The sequence below is a fragment of the Niastella caeni genome (assembly GCF_004834005.1).
Lineage (GTDB): Bacteria > Bacteroidota > Bacteroidia > Chitinophagales > Chitinophagaceae > Niastella > Niastella caeni.
In genome coordinates, this window is sequence record NZ_STFF01000002.1 from 433,524 (window position 1) to 455,623 (window position 22,100).

A 22,100-nucleotide genomic window follows, 5' to 3' on the forward strand; every position below is an offset into this window, starting at 1 on the left:
ATTACTAACGGTGCTGCCTGTTTGTACTAATCTTGTTAGTTATGAAATGGTTAACGAATCCTTATAAATAAATGAAGAAAGCTTTATTTCACATAAGTGTTTTCTGTAAGCTGTAAATTTGGTTGAACAGTTTAGACAACATAATATTGCAGCCCGTTATTTATACAACTGCACAACCGTTAGCTTAGCCAGGATTTGCCGCACTACCAGGAGTTACTTTTTTTTCATACATACCCTTCATTGATTACACTCGAATAATGAGTGGTATGCATAGTATTTATTTTTTCATTGTAAACCTTATCATTATGAAAAAGTATCTTTCTTTCATTATCCCCGGCAAGCCCATTATTTTCTGTTTACTCTCTTTTTCGATCCTATATCCAGATATCGTTTTTGCATATTGCAATCAACACGATACTGCTTACTATTATAATGAACGTGGTAAATTATTGTACCGGCATGTACAGGCGACCCAACCAGCCAGTTATATTATAAAGACCAGGAAATCATTCAACCAGATCTTTCACGATGTTCCGCTGGATGATTCAACTATACAAGTGAGTGCTGATTATAATCCTGCTACCGTAATAGCCATTTCGCGCCCTGCGGCAAGAAAAGTAGCGCGGCGGTTGCGTAATGGCGCTGTTAACGATTCATTGGTGATGGCGAATATAATACCTGTGCTGGATAAACGAATTATCCGGCAAATGTATGATAACATTAAGTCGCGGTGTACAGCGAGTGGGCCAGACGGAAATGAAGAGCATGGCGGTGTGGTATTTCCAGATGGGACTGTAACCTGTATCACAGGTGATCCTTCAGATCCGCGGTGGTTTTCCGGAGCTGCATTGCTCATCAAAGAGAAAGCGCTGGTATATTATCATAGTCATCCTGATGGAGATCTGGAGCAGCAACAATCCGATGATAGAGCAGATGCGCGCAATCCCAACCGGGTAACCTTTTCGCAAAGCAACCAGGTGCAATTGATCAGTTATGTGCAGGGCCCTTCCAGGCAAGACCAGGAAGCAGTAGGGGAGGGAATGGGGTATGTGTTTGGCATGAAAGCCGGCGGCTTCATTTACATTTATGATAAAGAAGGGGTGAAGGCGACCTTGCCGGTTCGTTTTGTAAAGAAGATGAAGCGATCTTCTAACCAGAAAATAAAGAAGATAGATTCCTATTTCGCCGGATTATTACCTGCTTTGCGGTTACCGTATTTGTTTTAATGCTTGTAGTGACCCAACCTTACTTTACATGGTTTTTCAGCATGTCAGCAACTATTTTATCAATAGGTAGTGAAACAGATGCTGCTGAAAAATCATTCCAGTCAATGAAGCGAAATGTTTCTGTTTCGCTTCTTTCTTTATAAACAGCCAGCTGTTGTTCGTCGAAGTCGAATGGCATTTGACGTAAGGGAACTTTTATAGGTTCCAAAGCGTGCGCGTAGTAGTATATTGACAGAATTTGATCGGCCGGATTGAACGCGCTCATCTGAAAATAATCGGTGGTATATATATGATCGCCTACTTCTACGTTCAGGTCCATTTCTTCTTTGAATTCTCTCTTTAAACAATCGCGGGTGCCTTCGCCAAATTCGAGACCGCCGCCGGGAAATTTCGTATAATAATTACCGCGAATAAATTCATCACTCACTAAAACCTGTTTGTTTTCGTTTACCAGAAGGCCGTACACTCGAACGCTAATCATATTTACTTAATTACCAGTTTGTGGTTTGTAGTTTATTGTTTGTGGTTCTTAAGTTCGGGGTTCACGCATTTCTTTTCCCTCGTTGCCTTTATGCCTCTATACCTTGTCGCTTCTTTAAAAGATCTTCTTCTTCAAAAAGAACCAGCCGATCACCAGTGAAATGATGAGCGATAAAAATACCGGGATGTAGAACGCAAAGGGCGATTTGGCATAGGGAATAGGCACATTCATACCATAAATACTGGCCACCAGTACGGGAAACGATAATACAATCGTGATCACAGATAACCGCCTTAACACTTCGTTCTGGTTATTGGCAATGATGCTCGCAAATGCATCGAGCGTACTGCTTAAGATGTTGGTGTAAATATTCGCCATTTCCAACGCCTGTGAGTTGTCAACGATGAGGTCATTCAAAAATTCTTTCTCTTCTTCGTTCAACGCCAGGAAATTGGTGCGTTCTATTTTCATCAACAGCATTTCATTCGAGCGTAAGGCCGTAACAAAATACACCAGGCTTTTCTGGATGCGCATCAACTGCAGCAAATGTTCGTTCTTGCTGGCGGCATACAGTTTTTGTTCAAATATATTTCTGCGTTGATTGATCTCTTTCAGGGATTCCAGGTAGGTTTGAATGATCTTTTCAATGATCTTCAGCACCATCATTTTCCGGTTATCGGGGTGCCGGTTTTGAAAGGTGTTCAGGAATTTCTTGATAGCGCCGTTTTCGAAAGAGTTTACCGTAACGATCTGGTTGTGGGTAATAATGATACAGATCGGGATGGTGATATAGTAGGCGTCGCTTTCGTTAAAGGAGTTGTTTTCTGTAGGTGTTTTAATTACGACCAGCTTAACATTATCAGCTTCTTCAAAACGGGTCCTTTCATCAATATCGAGCGAGTCGGTCAGGAAGTCGAGCGGAATATCGAGTGCGTTCGATAATTCAGAGAACTCTTCCTGTTTAAGGGGAGGCAAAATGTTCACCCAGGAGCCATTTTCAGGCTTATCAATCGCTATGGTTTGATAATTAATATTTTTGAAGTACTGGATCATAGGCGGCGCAAAGGTAAGGCCGCATTTTGATATGTTTATGGTTTTTGGTTTATTGTTTATCGTTGTGTGCTTAATTTAGCAGCCAATAAGCATACAACCGGTTGATTTATGGGTTAAAACTGCAAATAGATTACTGCCGAAATGTGCTTAGCCTGCAGCATCCAGACAACTTCAAGCCATAAACTATAAACTCACCGAGCCTTCAAATACCTTTTCTGCGGGTCCGCACAACCATATATTCCGGAAGGTATTGTCGCCGGTGCGGTCAAATTCAACGGTTAATTTTCCGCCTTTTGTTTGAACGGTTACATCATTGAAACCCCGTTCGTTATGGTAGCATACCAGGGCGCTGGCGGTAACGCCGGTGCCGCAGGAGAGGGTTTCATCTTCCACCCCGCGTTCGTAGGTACGCACTATTATTTCATCGTTATTTTTCTGCTCCACAAAATTTACATTGATGCCTTCTTTTGCGAATGTATTGCTGTTGCGGATGTCTTTCCCTTTTTTGTATACATCAAAATTCCACACATCAGACGTGAGTTTAATGTAGTGGGGCGAACCGGTATCTACAATAAAATCGCTGTGATAATCTTTCACGTCATCCACATCTTTCATTTTAAGGCTTACAGTGCCGTCATCGTCAATTTCTGCCTCATGCGCACCATCCGTAGCAATAAAGAGGTATTTATCTTTCTTCAAACCGATATTGTAGGCAAATTTAACCAGGCAGCGACCACCATTGCCGCACATGGTGCTTTCGCGACCATCGGCATTGTAGTATTTCATTTCAAAGTCGTAGCCATTGGCGTTGTTCAGTAACATCAATCCGTCGGCGCCAATTCCAAAACGGCGGTTGCATAAAAAGCGAACCTGTTCTGTGGTCAATCCATTGTAACGTTCGTCGCGGTTGTCTAAAATAACAAAGTCGTTTCCTGTTCCCTGGTATTTGTGAAATATTATATCCATAGCTAGTGGTAAGTGGCTAGTGGCTAGTGGCTAGTAGGCCAAGCCACCAGGTTATTTATCTAAATTATCTATCATTTTACAAAGGATCCTGAATACTGATTCGAGGTATTGCTTAATGGCCTGAATTTGCTCATTTTGTACGAATCCAAGGCTTAAAGCGATCTCAAATTGGGTGTCTATTTCAACTGCCGAACTCCTTGACACTTCATAAAATCTTTTTTTCTCCGGTTTTGATCTTCTGGCTGCTCCTTCTGCAATATTACTACAAACTGAGATAGCCGCCCTGCGTATTTGACTTATTATAACATATTGTTCTTCTTTTGGGAAGCATTTAGATACGTAGTATATTTCATTAACAAGTTTTAAAGCAATTTTATAAACTTCCAGCTTTTTGTGCGATAGGTCCAGCATAAGAATAACGTTTGAAGGTTAATAGTGTTTAAAAAGCCTCTCATTCGCTATTCCTTCATTTTATTCTGTATTCCCCTACTAGCTACTCGCTACTTACTACTCGCTGTATCCCCCCACTAGCTACTCGCTACTTACCATGAACTTATGATATCCAGGGTTTTCCTGATCAATTGCTCAATAGCCGCCTGGCTGTCTTTTGAAAATTGTTTGGTAACCCGGTTGGCCACGATGGCGCTGATGGAAAGGCAATGATGCCCCAGCAGTTTGCCCAGCCCATATATGCCGGAGGTTTCCATTTCAAAGTTGGTAATGCGGTGGGGGCCGAAAGTAAACTGGGTAAGGCGATCGATCAGTTGCGGGTTGCTTAATCCCAGTCGCAAAATGCGGCCTTGCGGTCCGTAAAACCCGGGACAGGTGACCGTAATGCCATGGTGGAAGTTATTGACAAAATGTTTAATAAGATGGGCGCTGCTGCCGCAGATATAAGGTTGTGAAATGCGGTGATTGAGCTGGGTTTGGGTTACGAAAGACTGCAGTAATTGCTTTTCTTCATCATTTTCCTCATACCGGTAAAAGTTCAGGAGGTTATCGATGCCCAGGCCATGGGTAGAAACCACGTAACTGTCGGTAGGAATATCGGCCTGCAGGGCGCCGGAAGTGCCTACCCGGATGATGTTCAGCGGGGTGAGTTCCGGTTTAATGGTACGGGTGGCGAGGTCGATATTTACCAGGGCATCCAGTTCATTCAGCACAATATCGATGTTGTCGGGCCCGATGCCGGTGGAAATAACGGTCAGGCGTTTTTTGCCCATATAGCCGGTATGGGAGATGAATTCGCGGTGATTGCATTTATGTTCAATGCGGTCGAAATGCTTGCTCACGGCGGCAACCCGGTCGGGATCGCCAACGGTTATAATGGTATCGGCCAGTTCTTCAGGCCTCAGGTCTAGGTGGTAAACGGCTCCCCGTTTGTTGATTATCAGTTCCGATTCCTGGATACGTTGCATAAAAAAGGATTGGTAGGTTGATTCAAATATCCGACAAATATCCTACTTTTGCACACCTCGTTCGAAACGAATAGGTTCTGGTTCTGTGGCCGAGTGGCTAGGCAGAGCTCTGCAAAAGCTCCTACACCAGTTCGAATCTGGTCGGAACCTCGAAAAAAGAAAAAGACTGTCAGCAATGACGGTCTTTTTTCTTTGATGATGTTCACGGTCCTGTGTTCACCAACTGGCGGATGGGATTATGGGAGCAGCCTTATAGTAGTGCTATGGTAACGAGACAATATAGTAGTGTTATAGTAACGATATAGTAGTGGGATGGCCTGGTTATTGTACCGGTATGCTCTGGAGACCCTACCGGAACTCTTGTGCGCCAGATAATACTTAGAAAATGCTTAGACAGTGTTTAGTCTTTACCCAGGAAATATTCCTTCAGTGTAAGCACATAGGCCAGGTAACCGCACCCTCAACCCTCCCGGTCTTTTCCATAAAACAGCCCTGTCAGAGGCTACTTACATTAGTTTTCCATTACCCTTCACCCATAGTTCAACCGGAGTTAAAGGCAATTAAATATAGCTTTAGAAGCCATTATACTAAGCTTTCCTTCCTGTAAAGGTCTCGTTAAAGTCCCGTAAAAGTCTCGTAAAGGTCTTGTGAAAGTCTCGTGAAGGTCCTGTAAGGGGCTGGTGATAGTCCTGTGTAGGTAGGACACTGACTGGAGAACAGATCAATAATTTTTATAAATTGTATAACTTATTGCAATATACTAAAAAAAGGGAAAAATGGCCAGGGTAAATTCTATACTAAAAATCAGCGGAAAAGTTGATGACAAGGTGCATGTAAATAGTAAACATGGCGAGCTCCTTCGTAATGCGCCCCAAAAAGGTTCCAAGAAAAAAGAACCTGCATTAAAGCAGCAGTACAAACGCACCGGTATGCTGAATAACCTGGCTGCTGATCTGAACAGGATCATAGGCGCCTATAGCGGAACGTTAAAACCATCCACCTTTTACCAGGCCCTTCAAAAACGGTTCCGGAAAGAACCGTTGAATAACCGGTTCCTGTTGCTGAAGCAATTAGAGGGTATGGAAGTAAATTCAACTTACCCGCTTAATAAACTGGGACGGGCTAATGCAACCGTGAATGCCGTGAAGAAAGAAATAATTGTCAGGCTCGATGTAAATTTGCGTCCATCCCAATACTGTGGGAATTATAAGATCAATTGTTATGCCTACGAAGTTTCCCTGTTGTGCTGGAACAAAAGCGAGGGGTTTGCCACCCATGCCCGCCAATACAGCGAATGGATATATCTAAAGGAGGGCCTGCCTGAATTTGAATTCCTGTTTGCCCGGCCGGCCGGCACTGTGCATTGGCTGTTATGTTTGAAACAGCAGCTTGGCCGCAACGAAAAGGCGATTGAAAGTTTCCGCGCAGAGGGAATGCAGATCGTTGCCGCAGGCTCCTTCGATAAAAAAGACATGGCGATACTTACTAAAAGAAAAGAAGAAGAAAAAGCGCAAGCCGAAAAAGAGCGTGGTAAGAACGGTAGTGAACAAATAAAACGGGTGAAGGCAAAAAAAGTAAAGTGATTTCATATTGAAACCCATACGTTTTAGCAATTGCCGGTTCAAGATGCCCGACAAAATTTTGATAGAAAAATGTAAAATCCTTCAAATTTTGCTAATTTGATTCCCGGTTTTACCGGAACCTCTGATTTCCGGGCGTTATAGTGTTAGATAATTTCCTGCTTTAAATTTCTTTGGGATGCGTTTGCTTATATTGATTGTTTTGCCGCTTCTACCGCTTTCTGTTTTTGCTCAAAGTGAACGCTATAATTTTTCCAGACTTGATGCCTATACAGGGCTTTCACATAACCAGGTCAATGCTATTCTAAAAGATCCTGCGGGTTTTATATGGTTCGGTACTATGTCGGGCCTCAACCGCTATGATGGATATTCCTGTAAAGTATATCGTAACCAACATAATGACAGCACTTCTCTGTACGACAATTATGTTCTCTCGTTGTATGAGCTTCCCGATGGAAAAATGTGGGTGGAAACAAGAAAGGGGGCCTGTATATATAGTTCGAGAACAGAAAAATTTATAGCCGATTATTATAGTTATTTACATACTCTCGGTTTGCCTTCCGGTCAAATGAAAAATATTGTAAAAGGAAATAACGGCAGATATTGGTTTTTGTACGATAATTTCGATCTATACCTGTATTCAGGTGCAGAAAAAACAGCAAAGCCATTCACGCAGAAATTAAATATAAATTCTTCGGATAAAATTACTTCGGTTAATGAAACCAAAGACGGAAAGTTATGGTTGGTGTGCCAAAACGGATTATTGCAGCAGTATGATTTAAACACTGATAAAACTATTTTCTCAGGCTTTCCTATCCGCCACCTGGATAAAGGAGATAATCTTAATAATCTTTTTGTAGATAGCGAGGGAGATGTGTGGGTGTCTTGTTACACCTACGGAGCTTTTCTATTTAGACCTAAAAATGGCGAAGTCAAAGCGTTTAATGAAAGTTCTTATCCCTCTAAGTTGAGTTCCCATCTGGTAAGTCAAATTGTGCAGGATAACAATGGTATCATTTGGGTATCGACCGACCATGGTGGAGTGACACTGATCGACAAAACTAATAATTTCAGGACCAGTTATCTGATGAACGATCCGAAAGATCAGAAGAGCCTGAGTCAAAACACCATCACTACATCGTATAAAGATGACAACGGCATTATATGGCTCGGGACTTATAAGCAGGGTGTAAATTATTTTAATGGTAACGTTGTACAATTTCCGCATTATCGTCACCAGGAATCGAATACCAGGAGCCTTCCATTCGATGATGTAAACCGCTTTGTTGAAGATAAAAGGGGGAATATCTGGATTGGTACCAATGGCGGTGGATTGATCTATTTCGACAGGAAGAATAATACATTCAAACAATACCTGAACGATCCCAAAAACACAAACAGCCTGAGTAGTAATGTGATTGTTAGCTTGTGCATCGATCACAACGATATCCTTTGGATAGGGACTTTCCTTGGTGGTCTAAATAGTTTCAATGGAAGGGAGTTCAGGCAGTACAGGCATGATGATAAAGATCCTTCAAGCCTGGCAAATGATAACGTATGGGAGATCATTGAAGACAGGGAGCATAACTTATGGATAGGTACTTTAGGAGGAGGCCTGGATCTTTTTGAGAGACACACAAACCAGTTTAAACATTACCCGTTCAATGATAAGAAACGGACACCTTTACCATCCGGTTTTATTTCAACTATCCTGCAGGACCGGAATGGAAATTTGTGGATAGGTTCAGATAACGGGGTGGCTGTTATTGAAAAGAATAAGGATACAACCGTTCTTTATCAACATACAAACGATACAAACGGTTTAAGCAGCAATAATGTTAATTGTCTTTTGGAAGACAGCAAGGGAAACATTTGGGTAGGAACCAGAGAAGGTTTGAACCTGTTCAATAACCAGGCGAAAAAATTTCAGGTTGTCACTACAGCGGATGGTTTGCCCGATAATTTGATATTGAATATTCTTGAAGACGATCATCAAACGCTTTGGCTGTCAACACCGAACGGGTTATGTAATGCCATTGCCAAACAGAATGGAAATCATATTGATTTTGCGATCATACGTTATGACGAAAAGAACAATGTTCAAAACCGTGAATTCAATGATAATGCAGCTCTGAAAACGAGGGCAGGTGAGTTGATCTTCGGCGGACCTTCAGGCTTCAGTATAATCGATCTGCATAAAATACAGAAGCCGCTGAATCAACCTAAAATTGTTTTCACCGGTATCCAGATATTGAATAATACTATTGAACCGGGAGAGTTGATCAATGACCGTGTTCTGCTACAGCAATCCTTACCGTTTCTGGAAAGTATACACCTGAAGTATAAAGAAAATGTATTCTCCATTGAATTTGCGTCACTCGATTTTGGTCATGGTACATACGATAAGTACGCCTATATGCTGGAAGGCTTTAATTCAGATTGGTTGTATGCCGATGGTAATCAGAGAAGGGCTACTTATACGAACCTTAATCCAGGCCATTATAATTTCAAAGTAAAAGTTTTAGGGAGGGATGGCCTTTGGGGTAATGTAAAGACTTTACAAATAAATATTGAGCCGCCATTTTGGCGAACTCCTGTTGCCTATATTATTTATGCTCTGTGTGTGGCGGCATTGTTGCTGCAATGGCGCAGGATAGCCTTAGAAAGGATGCGTATGCGCTTTCAGGTTCAACATCAACGCAGGGAAGCAGAACGAGCGCATTCTATAGAACGACTAAAGACAAAATTTTTTACCAATGTTAGTCATGAGTTTCGTACCCCATTGAGTTTGATCATTGCTCCATTAGACAGAATGATTAAACAAATACCAGATGAAGAATATAAAAAGCAATTAAATCTTGTTCAACGTAATGCCAAACGCTTATTGAACCTGGTAAACCAGTTGCTCGATTTCAGGAAGATGGAGGTGCAGGAAGTGAAGCTGTACCCGGCCATAGGCGATATCATATCGTTCAGTAAAGACATAAGCCAGTCTTTTATGGATATCGCAGAAAAAAAAGGCATTCAATTCTCCTTCTCTTCAAATATTGACAGGCTCGAAATTTATTTCGACCGCGATAAAATAGAAAAGATCTTATTCAATCTGCTTTCCAATGCTTACAAATACACCCCTGATAACGGAATGGTAGCGCTCAACCTGGTGTACAACCCAGCCGTAAACAATGATGGCGAAGGCACACTTGCTATTGAAGTAAAAGATACGGGTATTGGCATTCCTGCCGATCAGCACGAAAAGATCTTTGAACGGTTCTTTCAAACTAACGTACCGGAAAGTATGGTGAACCAGGGCACGGGCATTGGACTGGCCATTACAAAAGAGTTTGTAAAATTACATGACGGCATTATAACCGTAAAAAGCGAACCGGATAAGGGTACGTGTTTTACCGTATTGCTTCCTGCAAAAAAGATCTACGAATCTTTGACTAAAACGACTACTTACCCAACCGAGTTAGAAAGCGGGGAACAAATAACATTGGAAGAAAGCCCCAGGACCGGTAAGATGAAGACGATATTAATAGTAGAAGATAATGAAGACCTGCGCTTTTACTTAAAAGATAATCTGAAAAGGCAATATCATATTGAGGAAGCCACTAATGGAAAAGAAGGTTGGGAAAAAATAAAACACCTTAGTCCCGATCTGGTAGTGAGCGACATCATGATGCCTGTAATGGATGGAGTTGAGCTGGCCAGGAAAATTAAGACCGAAACGGTGACTGCCCATATTCCTGTCATTCTGCTTACTGCCATGGGTAGTGAAGAAAAACAGCTGGAGGGATTGAAAGCAGGCGTGAATGACTATATTACCAAACCCTTCACTTTTGATATTCTGGCTTCCCGGATACGGAACCTGTTAACGCAGCAAAAACTGTTACAGAAAAAGTTTCAGAAACAGATAGAGGTCAATCCGGCAGAGATAACGGTAACCTCCGTTGACGAAAAATTCCTGAAACAGGCATTGGAAGTAATAGAAAAAAACATGGATAACCCCGGTTTTTCAGTAGAGGATCTAAGTAGTGGTATGCATATGGACCGTTCTACCCTGTATAGAAAGGTTGTGTCTTTAACGGGCAAATCGCCAATAGATTTTGTTCGTTCGATCCGGTTAAAAAGGGCTGCCCAGCTATTGGTGAAAAGCGGAATGTCAGTTGCTGAAGTAGCCTATGAAGTGGGGTACGCTAATCCAAAGAAATTCACCAAAGCTTTTAAAGAAGAATTTCAGGTCACCCCTTCGCAGTATGTTGCCAATAAGAACGGGCAGGATGGTTAAAGCTAAGAGCGCTATGGAGAATGGCCGGCAGCACAAAGCTTTCGGCAGTCATTGCGTCAGTGGCAGTAGCATTTCCTTGTTTTCCATGCCTCGTTGGCCTGAGTAACTGTTTCCTTGAATGGTGCGTCTCCTTCTGTAGAATATCAATTAAGATTTCCCTAAAGCCAGAATTCTTAATTAATGCAAATCAATACGCTGCACCATTTTGGTCCCTAATCTGCACCATCGGGGTCCCCTGTTTTCATGCCTCCTGCAATAGTTTTACAGCAATCAGTCAGACCAAAGATTGCTGTATATGAAAAGATTCCTGCTATTTGTTAGCTACTTATGTGGTTTTGCTATTAATGACTTATTGGCAGCGCCTCCATCGTATATTAAAACCAAAGACGGAGTTGTTGTTTTCACCGATCCGGCTTTCACAGGCACCTCCAATGCTGTTAAGCTCGAAGTAATATCAGATAATATAATAAGAGTAATTGCGGTCCCGGGAAAGGAAATAGCACCTGCTCAAAGCCTCATTACAGTTTATACCAAAAGTGCTGATCTTTCATGGAATGTTATTCCTGCTAAAGATAACCTCACACTTAAAACAAAAAAGCTAACCGCAGTTGTTGACCTGAAAACAGGCGCCGTTACTTTTCAGGATTATAACGGTAAAAAAATATTGACTGAAAAGAAGCCATTTGGACGAGCTTTTCAACCGGTAGTATTTGAAGGCAAACCCTATTACGCACTTACCCAAACATTCCAGTCAACAGCTGGTGATACATGGTATGGCCTGGGACAACACCAGGACGGAATCATAAACTACAGGGAACAGCAGGTTACTTTCTTTCAGAACAATACAGAGGTGGCGATCCCATTCCTCGTGTCAGGAAAAAATTACGGAATACTATGGGATAATTATTCACTTACAAAAGCAGGTGATGTTCGGCCGCTTCATTCGCTTTCTTCATTGCAGCTTTTTTCAAAAAGCGGGGAGCCGGGATGGCTTACGGCCTCTTATGCCAATGATAAGCAAAAGCCGCAGGAAATAATCACTGAAAGAGCTGAAGAAACAATCAATATGGAATTTTGGGGGAACTCAAAGATTCAACTTCCCGCAGCGTTTATGCCCGCTACCGGGGTGGTTACCTGGGAAGGAAACCTTGCCAGTTATTTTTCCGGGCTTCATCGGTTCCGATTCATTTTTGGCGGTTCACTGAAAGTATGGCTTAATGGAAAGCTGGTGCTCGATCACTGGAGAAAATCATGGAATCCTGCGCCTGCATTGATTCCTTTCCATTTCAAAAAAGGGGAGAAGGTCCCTGTCAAAATTGAATGGACACCCGAGGGAGGCGAGTCCTATCTATCATTAAAATGGCAGCAGCCGTTAAGCAATGATGAGCAGAACTGTTTTAGTTTTTCTTCCGAAGCGGGTCAGCAAATTGATTATTATTTCATCTATGGCAATAATACAGATGATGTGATCTCCGGTTACCGGCAACTTACCGGAAAGGCGCCTATTGTACCCAAATGGGCGCTGGGTTTCTGGCAAAGCCGTGAGCGATACAAAACACAGGATGAGATCCTCGCTACCGCCAATGAATTCCGCACCAGGAAAATTCCCATCGATAATATTGTTTTAGACTGGAGCTACTGGCGGCAGGCGGAATGGGGCAGCCAGGAGTTCGACGAAACGCGTTTTCCTTCTCCCGACAGCATGATCGATGTATTGCATAAAAAATACAACACACAGATCATGATCTCTGTATGGCCGAAATTTTATGAAGGCATACCAGCTTATAATGAGTTCAATAAAAACGGATGGCTTTATAAAAGAAATATAGCCGACCGGCAGCGGGATTGGATAGGGGAAGGATATGTGTCTACTTTTTATGATGCTTTCAACGAAAAAGCACGAAAAGGATTCTGGGATCTTATCAACAAAAGAATATACAACAAAGGAATAGATGCCTGGTGGATGGACGCAAGCGAACCGGATATTCTTTCCAATGTTGATCCCCAAAAGAGAAAGTTGCAGATGACACCTACAGCATTGGGAAGCGCAGCAGCGTTTCTCAATGCTTATCCCCTGCAAAATGCAAAAGGGATTTATGAAGGGCAACGTTCAACCGATCCTGATAAAAGGGTGTTTTTGCTTACCCGCTCCGGTTTTGCCGGCTCGCAGCGCTATGCCGCAGCGATTTGGAGCGGGGATATCGGCTCTACATGGCGGGATATGAAGACGCAGATCACTGCAGGTATTAATTTTTCCCTGTCGGGACTGCCTTACTGGACGATGGATATTGGCGGATTTGTTGTGCCTGAAAAATTTGAAAAGCCCGATGCTGAAAGTTTAGCCGAGTGGCGGGAGTTGAATACCCGCTGGTATCAGTTTGGCGCATTTGTTCCGTTGTTCCGCTCGCATGGACAGTTCCCTTACCGTGAGATCTTTAATATAGCAACGGAAGCACATCCTGCTTATCAAAGTTTTCTCTATTACGACAAACTGCGTTACCGGTTATTACCTTATATCTATTCGCTGGCCGGCGCAGCTTATCATAATGATTATACGATCATGCGGGGTTTAGTGATGGATTTTTCTGCAGATACAGCCGTGCTGAATATCGGTGATCAGTATATGTTCGGTTCATCCCTGCTGATAAATCCTGTGTATGAATACAAACAACGCAGCCGTTCGCTGTATTTACCTGAATGTGCCGGATGGTATGATCTCTATTCAGGAAAATGGTATGCAGGCGGCCAAAAAATTATTGCGGATGCTTCTTATGAAAGAATGCCTGTATTTGTAAAAGCAGGTTCTATCATTCCTTTCGGTCCTGAATTGCAATACACTGGAGAAAAACCGGCAGATACGATCACTATTAACATATATGCAGGTGCAAATGCTTCATTCAACCTGTATGAAGATGAGGGCATCAACTACAATTACGAAAAAGGCGCCTTTTCCATCATTCCCATACTATACAACGAGGCAACAAAAAAAGTTACTGTTGGCGACCGGAAAGGCACGTTTAACGGCATGCTGCAAAAAAGAACATTTCGAATTAATCTCATCACACAGGATAGAACAAAGCGATTGGATATGAATACTTATGACAAAGAGCTATTGTATGATGGTAAAAAAACAGAAGTGAAATTATAGTCAAATTAAATATTAACACATGCATTCAACCAAAACGATTCGCTTGCGACTATTGCTGCTATGGGGTGTATTCCCCCTGCTCTTGTTGAGCAAAACTGCTTTTTCACAAACACAAAAAGTGAGCGGTACGATCATCAATCAACGAACCTCGGCCCCGGTTCCGGGAGCCACCATCTCCCTGAAAGGCGCCAACCATATCGCTGTAGCCGATGATGCCGGAAAGTTTACTATCGATGCATCAGACGGTGATGTGCTGGTAGTTACGATGATAGGCTATACAAAAAAGGAAATAGTCGTTGGAAAACGTACTACCATTGAGGTGAAACTCAGTGAAGTTTCCTTACAATTAGACGACGTGGTAGTAATTGGTTATGGTAAAACAAAGCGTAAAGACGTTACGGGCGCCATTTCTTCTATCAGCGGCGACGAACTTCGCAGAACATCACCCACAACTTTCGACCAGGCCCTGCAGGGGAAGGTTCCGGGAGTGGCGATCCAACAGATCTCCGGGCAACCCGGCGGCGGCGTATCTATACAGATACATGGTATATCTTCTATAAGTAGCTCTAATTCGCCATTATTTGTTATAGATGGCGTTATCATTCCACCCACAAACGATCCCGGAAATGGTTCTAATCCCTTAAATACCATCAACCCTTCAGAAATTGAATCAATTGATGTATTAAAAGACGCTTCTGCTACTGCCATTTATGGTTCTCAGGCCACAAACGGCGTTATTGTTATAACTACCAAAAGAGGCAGCGTATCCCCTCCTCAAATATCGTATGAGGGATATTATGGATATCAGCAGATACCTAAAAGACTTCCCACTGTTAATTTACAGCAATTGGCAACATTTCTTAACGAAAGGGCTGCTGTGTGGGGTTTTGATGCCAGGCCCGAGTATGCCAACCCAAAATATTTGGGTACAGGTACCAACTGGCAGGATGAATTATTTCGCAATGCGCCCCAGCAAAATCATTCGCTTACAATAAGCGGCGGTGATGTTAGAACTAAATACTTGTTTTCCTTAGGATATTTTGACCAGGAAGGTATTGCGCTTGGCTCTAAATTTCAGCGATATTCTGTGCGGTTGAATTTGGATAATAAAACAACTGATTGGTTGGCTATAGGTACAAGCCTGCAATTAGCGAATGTTGTTGAAAATGTAGTTTCAGGTGGTACTTCTTCTTCGGGTGTGATCTCAGATGCTTTGCGTTTGACCGCTGATATTCCTGTAAAAAATAATGATGGTTCCTGGGGGGGCGTTACCAATACTTCAGGATGGGTTCAGCCGGTGGCTAACCCTGTTGCATCGGCTCTTATTAATAAAAATATGAATTACAGGTACCAGCTATTTGGTAACGCATATGCCGAAATAAGATTTACCAAAGATTTTTCGTTGAGAAATGAGGTCTCCGGAAATTTTGATTTTTCTTCAAATGAAGGCTTCCGGCCTCAAACTACCTATGGTAAATACACCACCCCTGACCCAACTTCCTCTTCGTATAGCTCGGGGAGAAATATTTATTCCGTTGTACGAAATTATCTTACCTATAATCATTCTTTTGGTAAGAACAATTTGAATGTATTATTAGGACACGAGAGTAATTTAAGTAAATCTGCAAGTGTTTTCGCCAGCCGTTCAGATTTTCCTTCTAATAATGTGCAATCTATTTCCAGCGGCGATCCTTCTACTGCAAAAAATAACGGTGGCTATGGTGATGGTTCCTCAGAATCTTATTTCAGCCGTATTAACTTCAGTTGGTTAGACAAATACTTATTTACAGCAAATGTACGGCGGGATGGTTCCGATAAATTTCCGGTGAGTGGCCGTTGGGCTACTACCTCTTCTGGTGCATTTGCCTGGAAAATAAGCAACGAGCAATTTTTGGTAAATGTAACAGCCGTAAATGAATTAAAATTGCGCCTTGGCTACGGCTTAACCAATAACCAGGGGATCCCCAGCAATACTTATGTAACCCAGCTTTCTACTTCTGCTAATGGTTTATCCGGTACTGCACAGTTTCAATCCAATTTGGCAAATCCTTATGTAACGTGGGAAAAAACAAAAAATGCCAATATTGGATTAGAAGGAACCTTCTTTAACTGGAGATTAAATTTTTCAATAGATGTTTATGATCGTAATACCGATGGCCTTTTATTAAAAATACCACTTCCTGCGTATTCCGGTACAACAACAGGTTATTCACCAGGCGCCATGCAGGCGCCTTATGTAAATGTTGGCTCTATCAGCAATAAAGGAATTGATATCAGAATAGGAATTACCAACATCAGAACCAAAAATTTCACATGGAAAACCGATGCTACGGTATCGCGTAATATTAATAAAGTATTGAACTTAGGTTCTGGTGGCGATGACGCCAGCCTTGTTTCCGGAAACTCAAAAACTGTAGTCGGCCAACCTATTGGCTCATTTTATGGCTATATCTATGATGGCATATTTGCTACTGCCGAAGATTTTAAAACCCATGCTTTGCCGGCCGACCAATCAGGAACACCTCGCCCAATTGCGAATGCAGGTGGCGGTATATGGTATGGTGACCGCATGTATAAAGACTTAAATGGCGATGGTATTATTGATACAAAAGACCAAACTTTCTTAGGGTCACCACTGCCAAAATTCCAATTTGGGTTCAATAATTCATTTAATTATAAAAACTTCGATTTAAACATATTCTTTAGTGGAAACGTTGGCAACAAAGTGTTTAATCAATTGCCGGTTAACCAAACCAACCCTTTGGAAAACAGGAACTATTTTGTTGGGGTATTAAACTATGCTAAAACTGCTTTAATTAACCCTGATGGAGACCCTAATAATGTAAACAATGTTTATGTTACCAACCCAAATACCACAATTGTAAGCCTGAGAAATGATAATACCAATGAGAATGGGCGTTTTTCAAATTTGTATTTAGAAGATGCTTCATTTATTCGTTGTAAAAATATTACCGTAGGATATACTTTACCTAAAAATATACTGGCAAAAGCGCATATTCATTCACTTCGGTTATATGCTAATGTGTCGAATGCATTTGTAATTACAAAATATACTGGTATGGATCCTGAAGTTGGTTCCTGGAATCCACTTCAGGCTGGTTATGATGGCGGCTATTATCCTCAATCAAGGGTATTCACCTTTGGTGTAAATGTGAAATTAACAAAGTAAAAAGCGACTAATTTTTATGAAGTCAATAAATAAACTATTCATCCCTTTGCTATTGCTTGTAGCAGTAGCCGGATGTAAAAAAAGTTTTCTAGACCGGCCTTCGCAATCTCAGATTGCTTCCAATAACTTTTATCAATCCACTAAAGAAATAAGACTGGCTACGGCAAACCTTTACGGCGGAGCGCCCGTTTGGCAATGGCATAGTAATGGTTTTTTACAATTTGGCGATGTTTTAAGTGGAAATGGAACTACGGGTCAATATCAGGGCACTGATAATAATGAACTTTTTGCAGTAAACCTTTCGGCTTCTAACGGCTATGTGCAGAGTGCATGGACAGGATTATACAATCTTATTGGCCAATGCAACAATACGATCCTCGGCATACAACAATATGCTCCCGCTACTATATCCCCTGCAGATATAAATGCGGGAATAGCGGAAGCAAAGTTTATACGGGCATATGCTTATTTTAATTTGGCTTTACATTGGGGTGCGGTGCCTATCGTAGAGGATAATAGCAAGTTGATAGAAAATCCCCTGCTTAACCGCATTATCGTTTCTGATGTATACAAGTTTGTGATTAACGACCTCAATTATGCAGCACAAAACCTACCTGTTACTGATGTTGCCGGAAGAGTAACTACATGGTCGGCACAGGGTATGTTGAGCAAAGTGTATTTAACCCTGGCGGGTTTAGGTGGTGGCGGCACACGCAACCAGGCTTATTTAGACAGTGCTAAAAAATATGCAGGTAATGTGTGCAAAAGTAGCGGCAAGACATTATTTCCGAGTTATTATGACCTGTTCAAAGTACAAAATAACGATGTTCCGGAAGTCTTATTTGCTTTTCAATGGGCTGCTGGTGTTGGGTATGGCAATGGTAATATGCTCAATAACTATGCTCCAAGCAATACGATTATGCCAAAAAAAGGTGGGGCATGGGCCTCTATGAAACCTACATACGATTTGTATGTGTTGTATTCCAATAAAGATACCGTAAGACGAAAAGCCACCTTTATGATTAACGGCGATTACTATCCGGAATTGAATGCAGCAGAGGGTGGTTACAAGGCTACTGGTTCGAGTATGAAAAAACATATTATCGGTAACGATATAGATAACAGTTCGCCTCTTATGGATTTATGGTCATCACCTGAACATGACGCTGTGCTAAGGTTAGCTGATGTGTATCTGATATATGCCGAAGCTATTATGGGAAACAATACTGCCACAACAGATCCGGAAGCCTTGTTGTATTATAACAAAGTGCGAGCCAGGGCAGGTGTTGACCCTCTTTCAACCATAACGCTTGATACGCTTATCAGCGAAAGAAGAATTGAGTTGGCCTTTGAAGGACAATATTGGGGAGATCTGGTAAGACTTTCCTATTGGCAACCAGCTAAAGCGTTGGCTATTGTTAATGCCCAAAACCGGGCTTTCTTCAATGTTACTGCCGGAGTTGCTACACCTGATGACAGTCCTGTTGTAAAGGTGCTTCCCGCAACAGCCAGCTCATTTACGTTGCAGATACCCGCATCCGAATTAACAGCAAATCCCAAATTGGCAGAACCACCTGTACCTTATTATTAAGCATTAACATTATAATATACTATTATGAATAGAATATATAAAATATATTATGGACTGCTGTTTTTCTGTGTGTCAATGGCATTGATACTATTAATGCCTGCATGCAAAAAGTCAGTAGAAGGAAGTCCTGTAATTACCGAGGTTCGTAATTATATTGCATCTCCGGGCGATTCTGTTTTAAGCGGCGTTGTGCCCGACGGACAATGGGTGGTTATTACCGGTCAGAATTTACAGAATGCACTTCAAATAACGTTTAACGGTGTGCCGGCGTCCTATAATAATGCATTATTTTCTTCGAACAGTGTTGTAGTGCAAATTCCTTCTATTGTGTTCTCAACAATAGATACGAATAAGCTGAATACCATCGAGTACACAACACCCGGAGGCACCACAACGTTCTCTTTCAAATTAACACCGGCTGTACCAACAATTACAGCAATTTCCGATGTGTTTGCCAACCCGGGCGACTCAGTTTTTATTTATGGAGAAAACCTCGTTTTAGTTCAAAGTTTTTCTTACGGAGGAACTAACATTGCTTCCTTTAGATCAGATTACTATGGAACCTCCCTTGGTTTTGTTATGCCAAACCCGGCTCCTACAAGCGGAGACGTAGTAGCAACTACCAGGAGCGGTACAGTTGTTTTTAAAATAGTAGCAACGCCAACTATTACAGGCGTTTCCAATGAAAATCCTGCTGTTGGTGATTCTGTTTATGTTTATGGTACTTACCTTAAAAGTATTCAAACATTTATATACGCCGGTGCGAGCGTTACTTCTTTTGCCTCATCAGCTGATGGAAAATTTGTAGGTTTTAAATCACCTGCATTAACAACACAAAGCGGACCGGTATCTATTACAACGGCGTTTGGAACAGCTACTACTCCTTACAATGTCAATACCCAAACATATCTGCAAGATGGTGTTATAATGAATTTTGAAGGTGGCTGGAGCTTTAATGGTATGGAAGGCTGGTGGGGATCAGCTGGTGGTGCTGTTAATAATTCAGCAAATGATCCTTTCGGCTGGCTTACAAAAACAACTGCATTTGATGGAGTATATGGCACGAACAATACCTTGTTTCCCTTTTTAAATATGGGTGTTATGGCAGCTGGTGATGGGAATAATTGGGGAGGAACTGGTACTAATCTAAAACCAAATCAATGGATGCCGGCGTCAAATCTTTCGGATCCTGTTGATAATTGGGCAATTAAATTTGAAATGAGCGTTCCTAATCCCTGGAATGGTATTTCCCTTTGTTTTGAAACATACTTCGACGGTAGCTATAAATATCGTTTTGAGCCATGGCAAACGGCTGTTTCGTCTACAACGCCTTTCACCACCAAAGGTTGGGTAACAGTAACCATTCCTTTATCTGCATTCCGTGCAAAAAGTACAACCCTGGGTGAAGGAATGGGTACCCCGGTTACAAGTATAGCTGCTTTATTGGGCACCGGTAACACAGGGTTACGTATTTACTGTAAGAATTTTGGTACAAAAACTTCAGCAACGGGTTTTTATGGTGCATTTGATAATTGCAGAATTGTAAAAATTAAATAGCAGGCAGTTGAAAACAGTGGGTTTGCCCGCTGCTATTTAAGATTTTTAAAAACATGAAAATATATAAATGAAAAAGAAAATTATATATGTGATGGCAGGAGGTTTAATTACCCTTCTTTCTACCATTTCCTGTAAAAAAACAAAAGTTTCGCCGGAACAACTTTCTATTTCAAATATTACGGACACCCTACCTGAAGGTGGAGGAACCAAATCGCTGTCATTTACCAGTAATAGTGACTGGCGTATTGATACAACTGGTTTTGGCTGGGTACAAATCAGCCCCATAGCCGGCAGCAGTGGCGAAGCAACCATTACTTTTACAGCACCGGCTAATACCACCGGCATCAGCCGTACAGTACTTCTAAAATTGAATGCTGCCAACGGCCAGGTCAGGCGAATTACAGTACTTCAGGCGCCTGTAATTTATCAATCGTATAATACATCGCCTGAAGCACCCGATGCAACCGGCATGGGCAGTACGGCTATGCAAATAAATGCAAAGATTAAAATGGGGATGAATATCTGGAATACCATGGAAGCCCCTGGTGGAGAAACCGGGTGGGGCAATCCCGTTATTACTCAATCGCTGATTGATACACTTAAGAAAGCAGGCTTTAATGCCATAAGAATTCCTTGTGGTTATTTGAACCAGGGACATATGAACAGAACAACAGGTAAAATTGATGACGCCTGGTTAAACAGGATCAAAGAAGTGATTCAATTTTGTGTGAATAATGGTATGTATGTGTTTATAAATCGCCACCATGATTTTGCCGGTTACAGAGATAATTCTGGTAATGGTATTGATGACCCCAGGTTGTCTGGTGCCAAATTAGATACTGCAAAAGCTATCCATAAAGCTATATGGGAGCAGGTAGCTACCAAGCTGCGTGATTTTGATGAGCATGTAATGTTTGCAAGTTACAACGAGCCAAATGCCACAGATCTGCCATCAGCTACTGTTTTACACGATTTACACCAGGTATTCATTGATGCAGTTCGTTCTACCGGCGGGAAAAATGCGTATCGTACTTTAATTCTCCAGGCGCCAAGCACATCGCTTGATTTGATGAACTATTATGCTCCGGACGGAATACCGGGTTTACCTAAAGACCGCGTTCCTAATAAATTGATACTTGAATTTCACTGGTACTCTCCACCTAATTTTTGTCTGTTACGCAGTGATGTAAGCTGGGGAAAACAGTGGCGTTATTGGGGTGCGAACTTAAAATCAACTACCGATCCCGAACATAACTCAAATCCGGATTATGAAGAAGCCTTTATGGAACGCAACATGCAATGGGCAAAGAAGAATTATGTAGATAAAAACATTCCGGTATTAATTGGCGAGTATGGTGCAGAAAACCATGCTGTTCCTTATTATGATAATGGGGTTTATCATCCTCAACTTTTAGGGCAACCTGCAGATTCAATTTTATCATTAACCTCCACCGCACATTTCTTTGGGCATATGGTAAGAACTGCCCGTGCCAATGGCCTCTCGGCGTTTTTGTGGGCTGGTGTAATTAACAGGCAAACCGAAACAATAGCAAATAAACAGCAGTTAGATTCTTTACGAAGCGGAGCAGGATATTAAAGAGT

At 41.8% G+C, this 22,100-nt stretch carries 13 protein-coding genes and 1 tRNA gene; 9 read left to right on the forward strand and 5 right to left on the reverse strand.

All coding sequences use genetic code 11. The features are described 5' to 3' along the window. Positions 1-305 precede the first annotated feature (305 nt). Positions 306-1,226: a hypothetical protein gene (locus tag FAM09_RS09570; protein WP_136576876.1), complete on the forward strand. Its 921-nt coding sequence runs from the start codon at positions 306-308 to the stop codon at positions 1,224-1,226. Between the two features lie 19 nt (positions 1,227-1,245). On the opposite strand, the gene FAM09_RS09575 is transcribed toward FAM09_RS09570, so the two are convergent. The 5 genes from FAM09_RS09575 to FAM09_RS09595 all read right to left on the reverse strand — a co-directional run bounded on the left by FAM09_RS09575 (position 1,246) and on the right by FAM09_RS09595 (position 5,144). Beyond that, positions 1,246-1,707 carry an NUDIX domain-containing protein gene (locus tag FAM09_RS09575; protein ID WP_136576877.1) on the reverse strand — a complete coding sequence of 154 codons (462 nt, stop codon included), beginning with the start codon at positions 1,705-1,707 and terminating at the stop codon, positions 1,246-1,248. Positions 1,708-1,821: 114 nt separating this feature from the next. Then, positions 1,822-2,760 (reverse strand): magnesium transporter CorA family protein, encoded by a 939-nt coding sequence (locus FAM09_RS09580; protein WP_136576878.1) that lies wholly within the window; start codon positions 2,758-2,760, stop codon positions 1,822-1,824. A gap of 183 nt (positions 2,761-2,943) precedes the next feature. Beyond that, positions 2,944-3,726: a diaminopimelate epimerase gene (gene dapF / locus FAM09_RS09585; RefSeq protein ID WP_136576879.1), complete on the reverse strand. Its 783-nt coding sequence runs from the start codon at positions 3,724-3,726 to the stop codon at positions 2,944-2,946. Positions 3,727-3,777: 51 nt separating this feature from the next. Further along, positions 3,778-4,137 carry a four helix bundle protein gene (locus FAM09_RS09590; RefSeq protein WP_136576880.1) on the reverse strand — a complete coding sequence of 120 codons (360 nt, stop codon included), beginning with the start codon at positions 4,135-4,137 and terminating at the stop codon, positions 3,778-3,780. Positions 4,138-4,268: 131 nt separating this feature from the next. Next, positions 4,269-5,144, reverse strand: coding sequence for a nucleoside phosphorylase (locus tag FAM09_RS09595; RefSeq protein WP_136576881.1), 876 nt, complete (start codon positions 5,142-5,144; stop codon positions 4,269-4,271). 79 nt (positions 5,145-5,223) lie between these two features. On the opposite strand from FAM09_RS09595, the gene FAM09_RS09600 reads away from it, so the two are divergent. The 8 genes from FAM09_RS09600 to FAM09_RS09635 all read left to right on the forward strand — a co-directional run bounded on the left by FAM09_RS09600 (position 5,224) and on the right by FAM09_RS09635 (position 22,095). Beyond that, positions 5,224-5,294: transfer RNA gene (locus FAM09_RS09600), tRNA-Cys, on the forward strand. 626 nt (positions 5,295-5,920) lie between these two features. Beyond that, positions 5,921-6,727, forward strand: a complete 807-nt coding sequence (locus tag FAM09_RS09605; protein ID WP_136576882.1) for a hypothetical protein — start codon at positions 5,921-5,923, stop codon at positions 6,725-6,727. A 175-nt stretch (positions 6,728-6,902) separates the two neighbouring features. Beyond that, a complete protein-coding gene (locus FAM09_RS09610) occupies positions 6,903-11,012 on the forward strand; it encodes a hybrid sensor histidine kinase/response regulator transcription factor (protein ID WP_136576883.1) in 4,110 nt (1,369 codons plus the stop codon). Positions 11,013-11,307: 295 nt separating this feature from the next. After that, complete coding sequence (locus FAM09_RS09615) at positions 11,308-14,160, forward strand: TIM-barrel domain-containing protein (RefSeq protein WP_136576884.1); 2,853 nt, start codon at positions 11,308-11,310, stop codon at positions 14,158-14,160. A 19-nt stretch (positions 14,161-14,179) separates the two neighbouring features. Beyond that, complete coding sequence (locus FAM09_RS09620) at positions 14,180-17,350, forward strand: SusC/RagA family TonB-linked outer membrane protein (RefSeq protein WP_136576885.1); 3,171 nt, start codon at positions 14,180-14,182, stop codon at positions 17,348-17,350. A 16-nt stretch (positions 17,351-17,366) separates the two neighbouring features. Next, the gene (locus FAM09_RS09625; RefSeq protein ID WP_136576886.1) at positions 17,367-18,941 is read left to right on the forward strand and encodes a RagB/SusD family nutrient uptake outer membrane protein; all 1,575 of its coding nucleotides are present in this window, start codon (positions 17,367-17,369) and stop codon (positions 18,939-18,941) included. 24 nt (positions 18,942-18,965) lie between these two features. Then, the gene (locus FAM09_RS09630) at positions 18,966-20,498 is read left to right on the forward strand and encodes a glycan-binding surface protein (RefSeq protein WP_136576887.1); all 1,533 of its coding nucleotides are present in this window, start codon (positions 18,966-18,968) and stop codon (positions 20,496-20,498) included. A gap of 67 nt (positions 20,499-20,565) precedes the next feature. Then, complete coding sequence (locus tag FAM09_RS09635) at positions 20,566-22,095, forward strand: cellulase family glycosylhydrolase (protein ID WP_136576888.1); 1,530 nt, start codon at positions 20,566-20,568, stop codon at positions 22,093-22,095. The last annotated feature ends 5 nt before the right edge of the window (positions 22,096-22,100 follow it).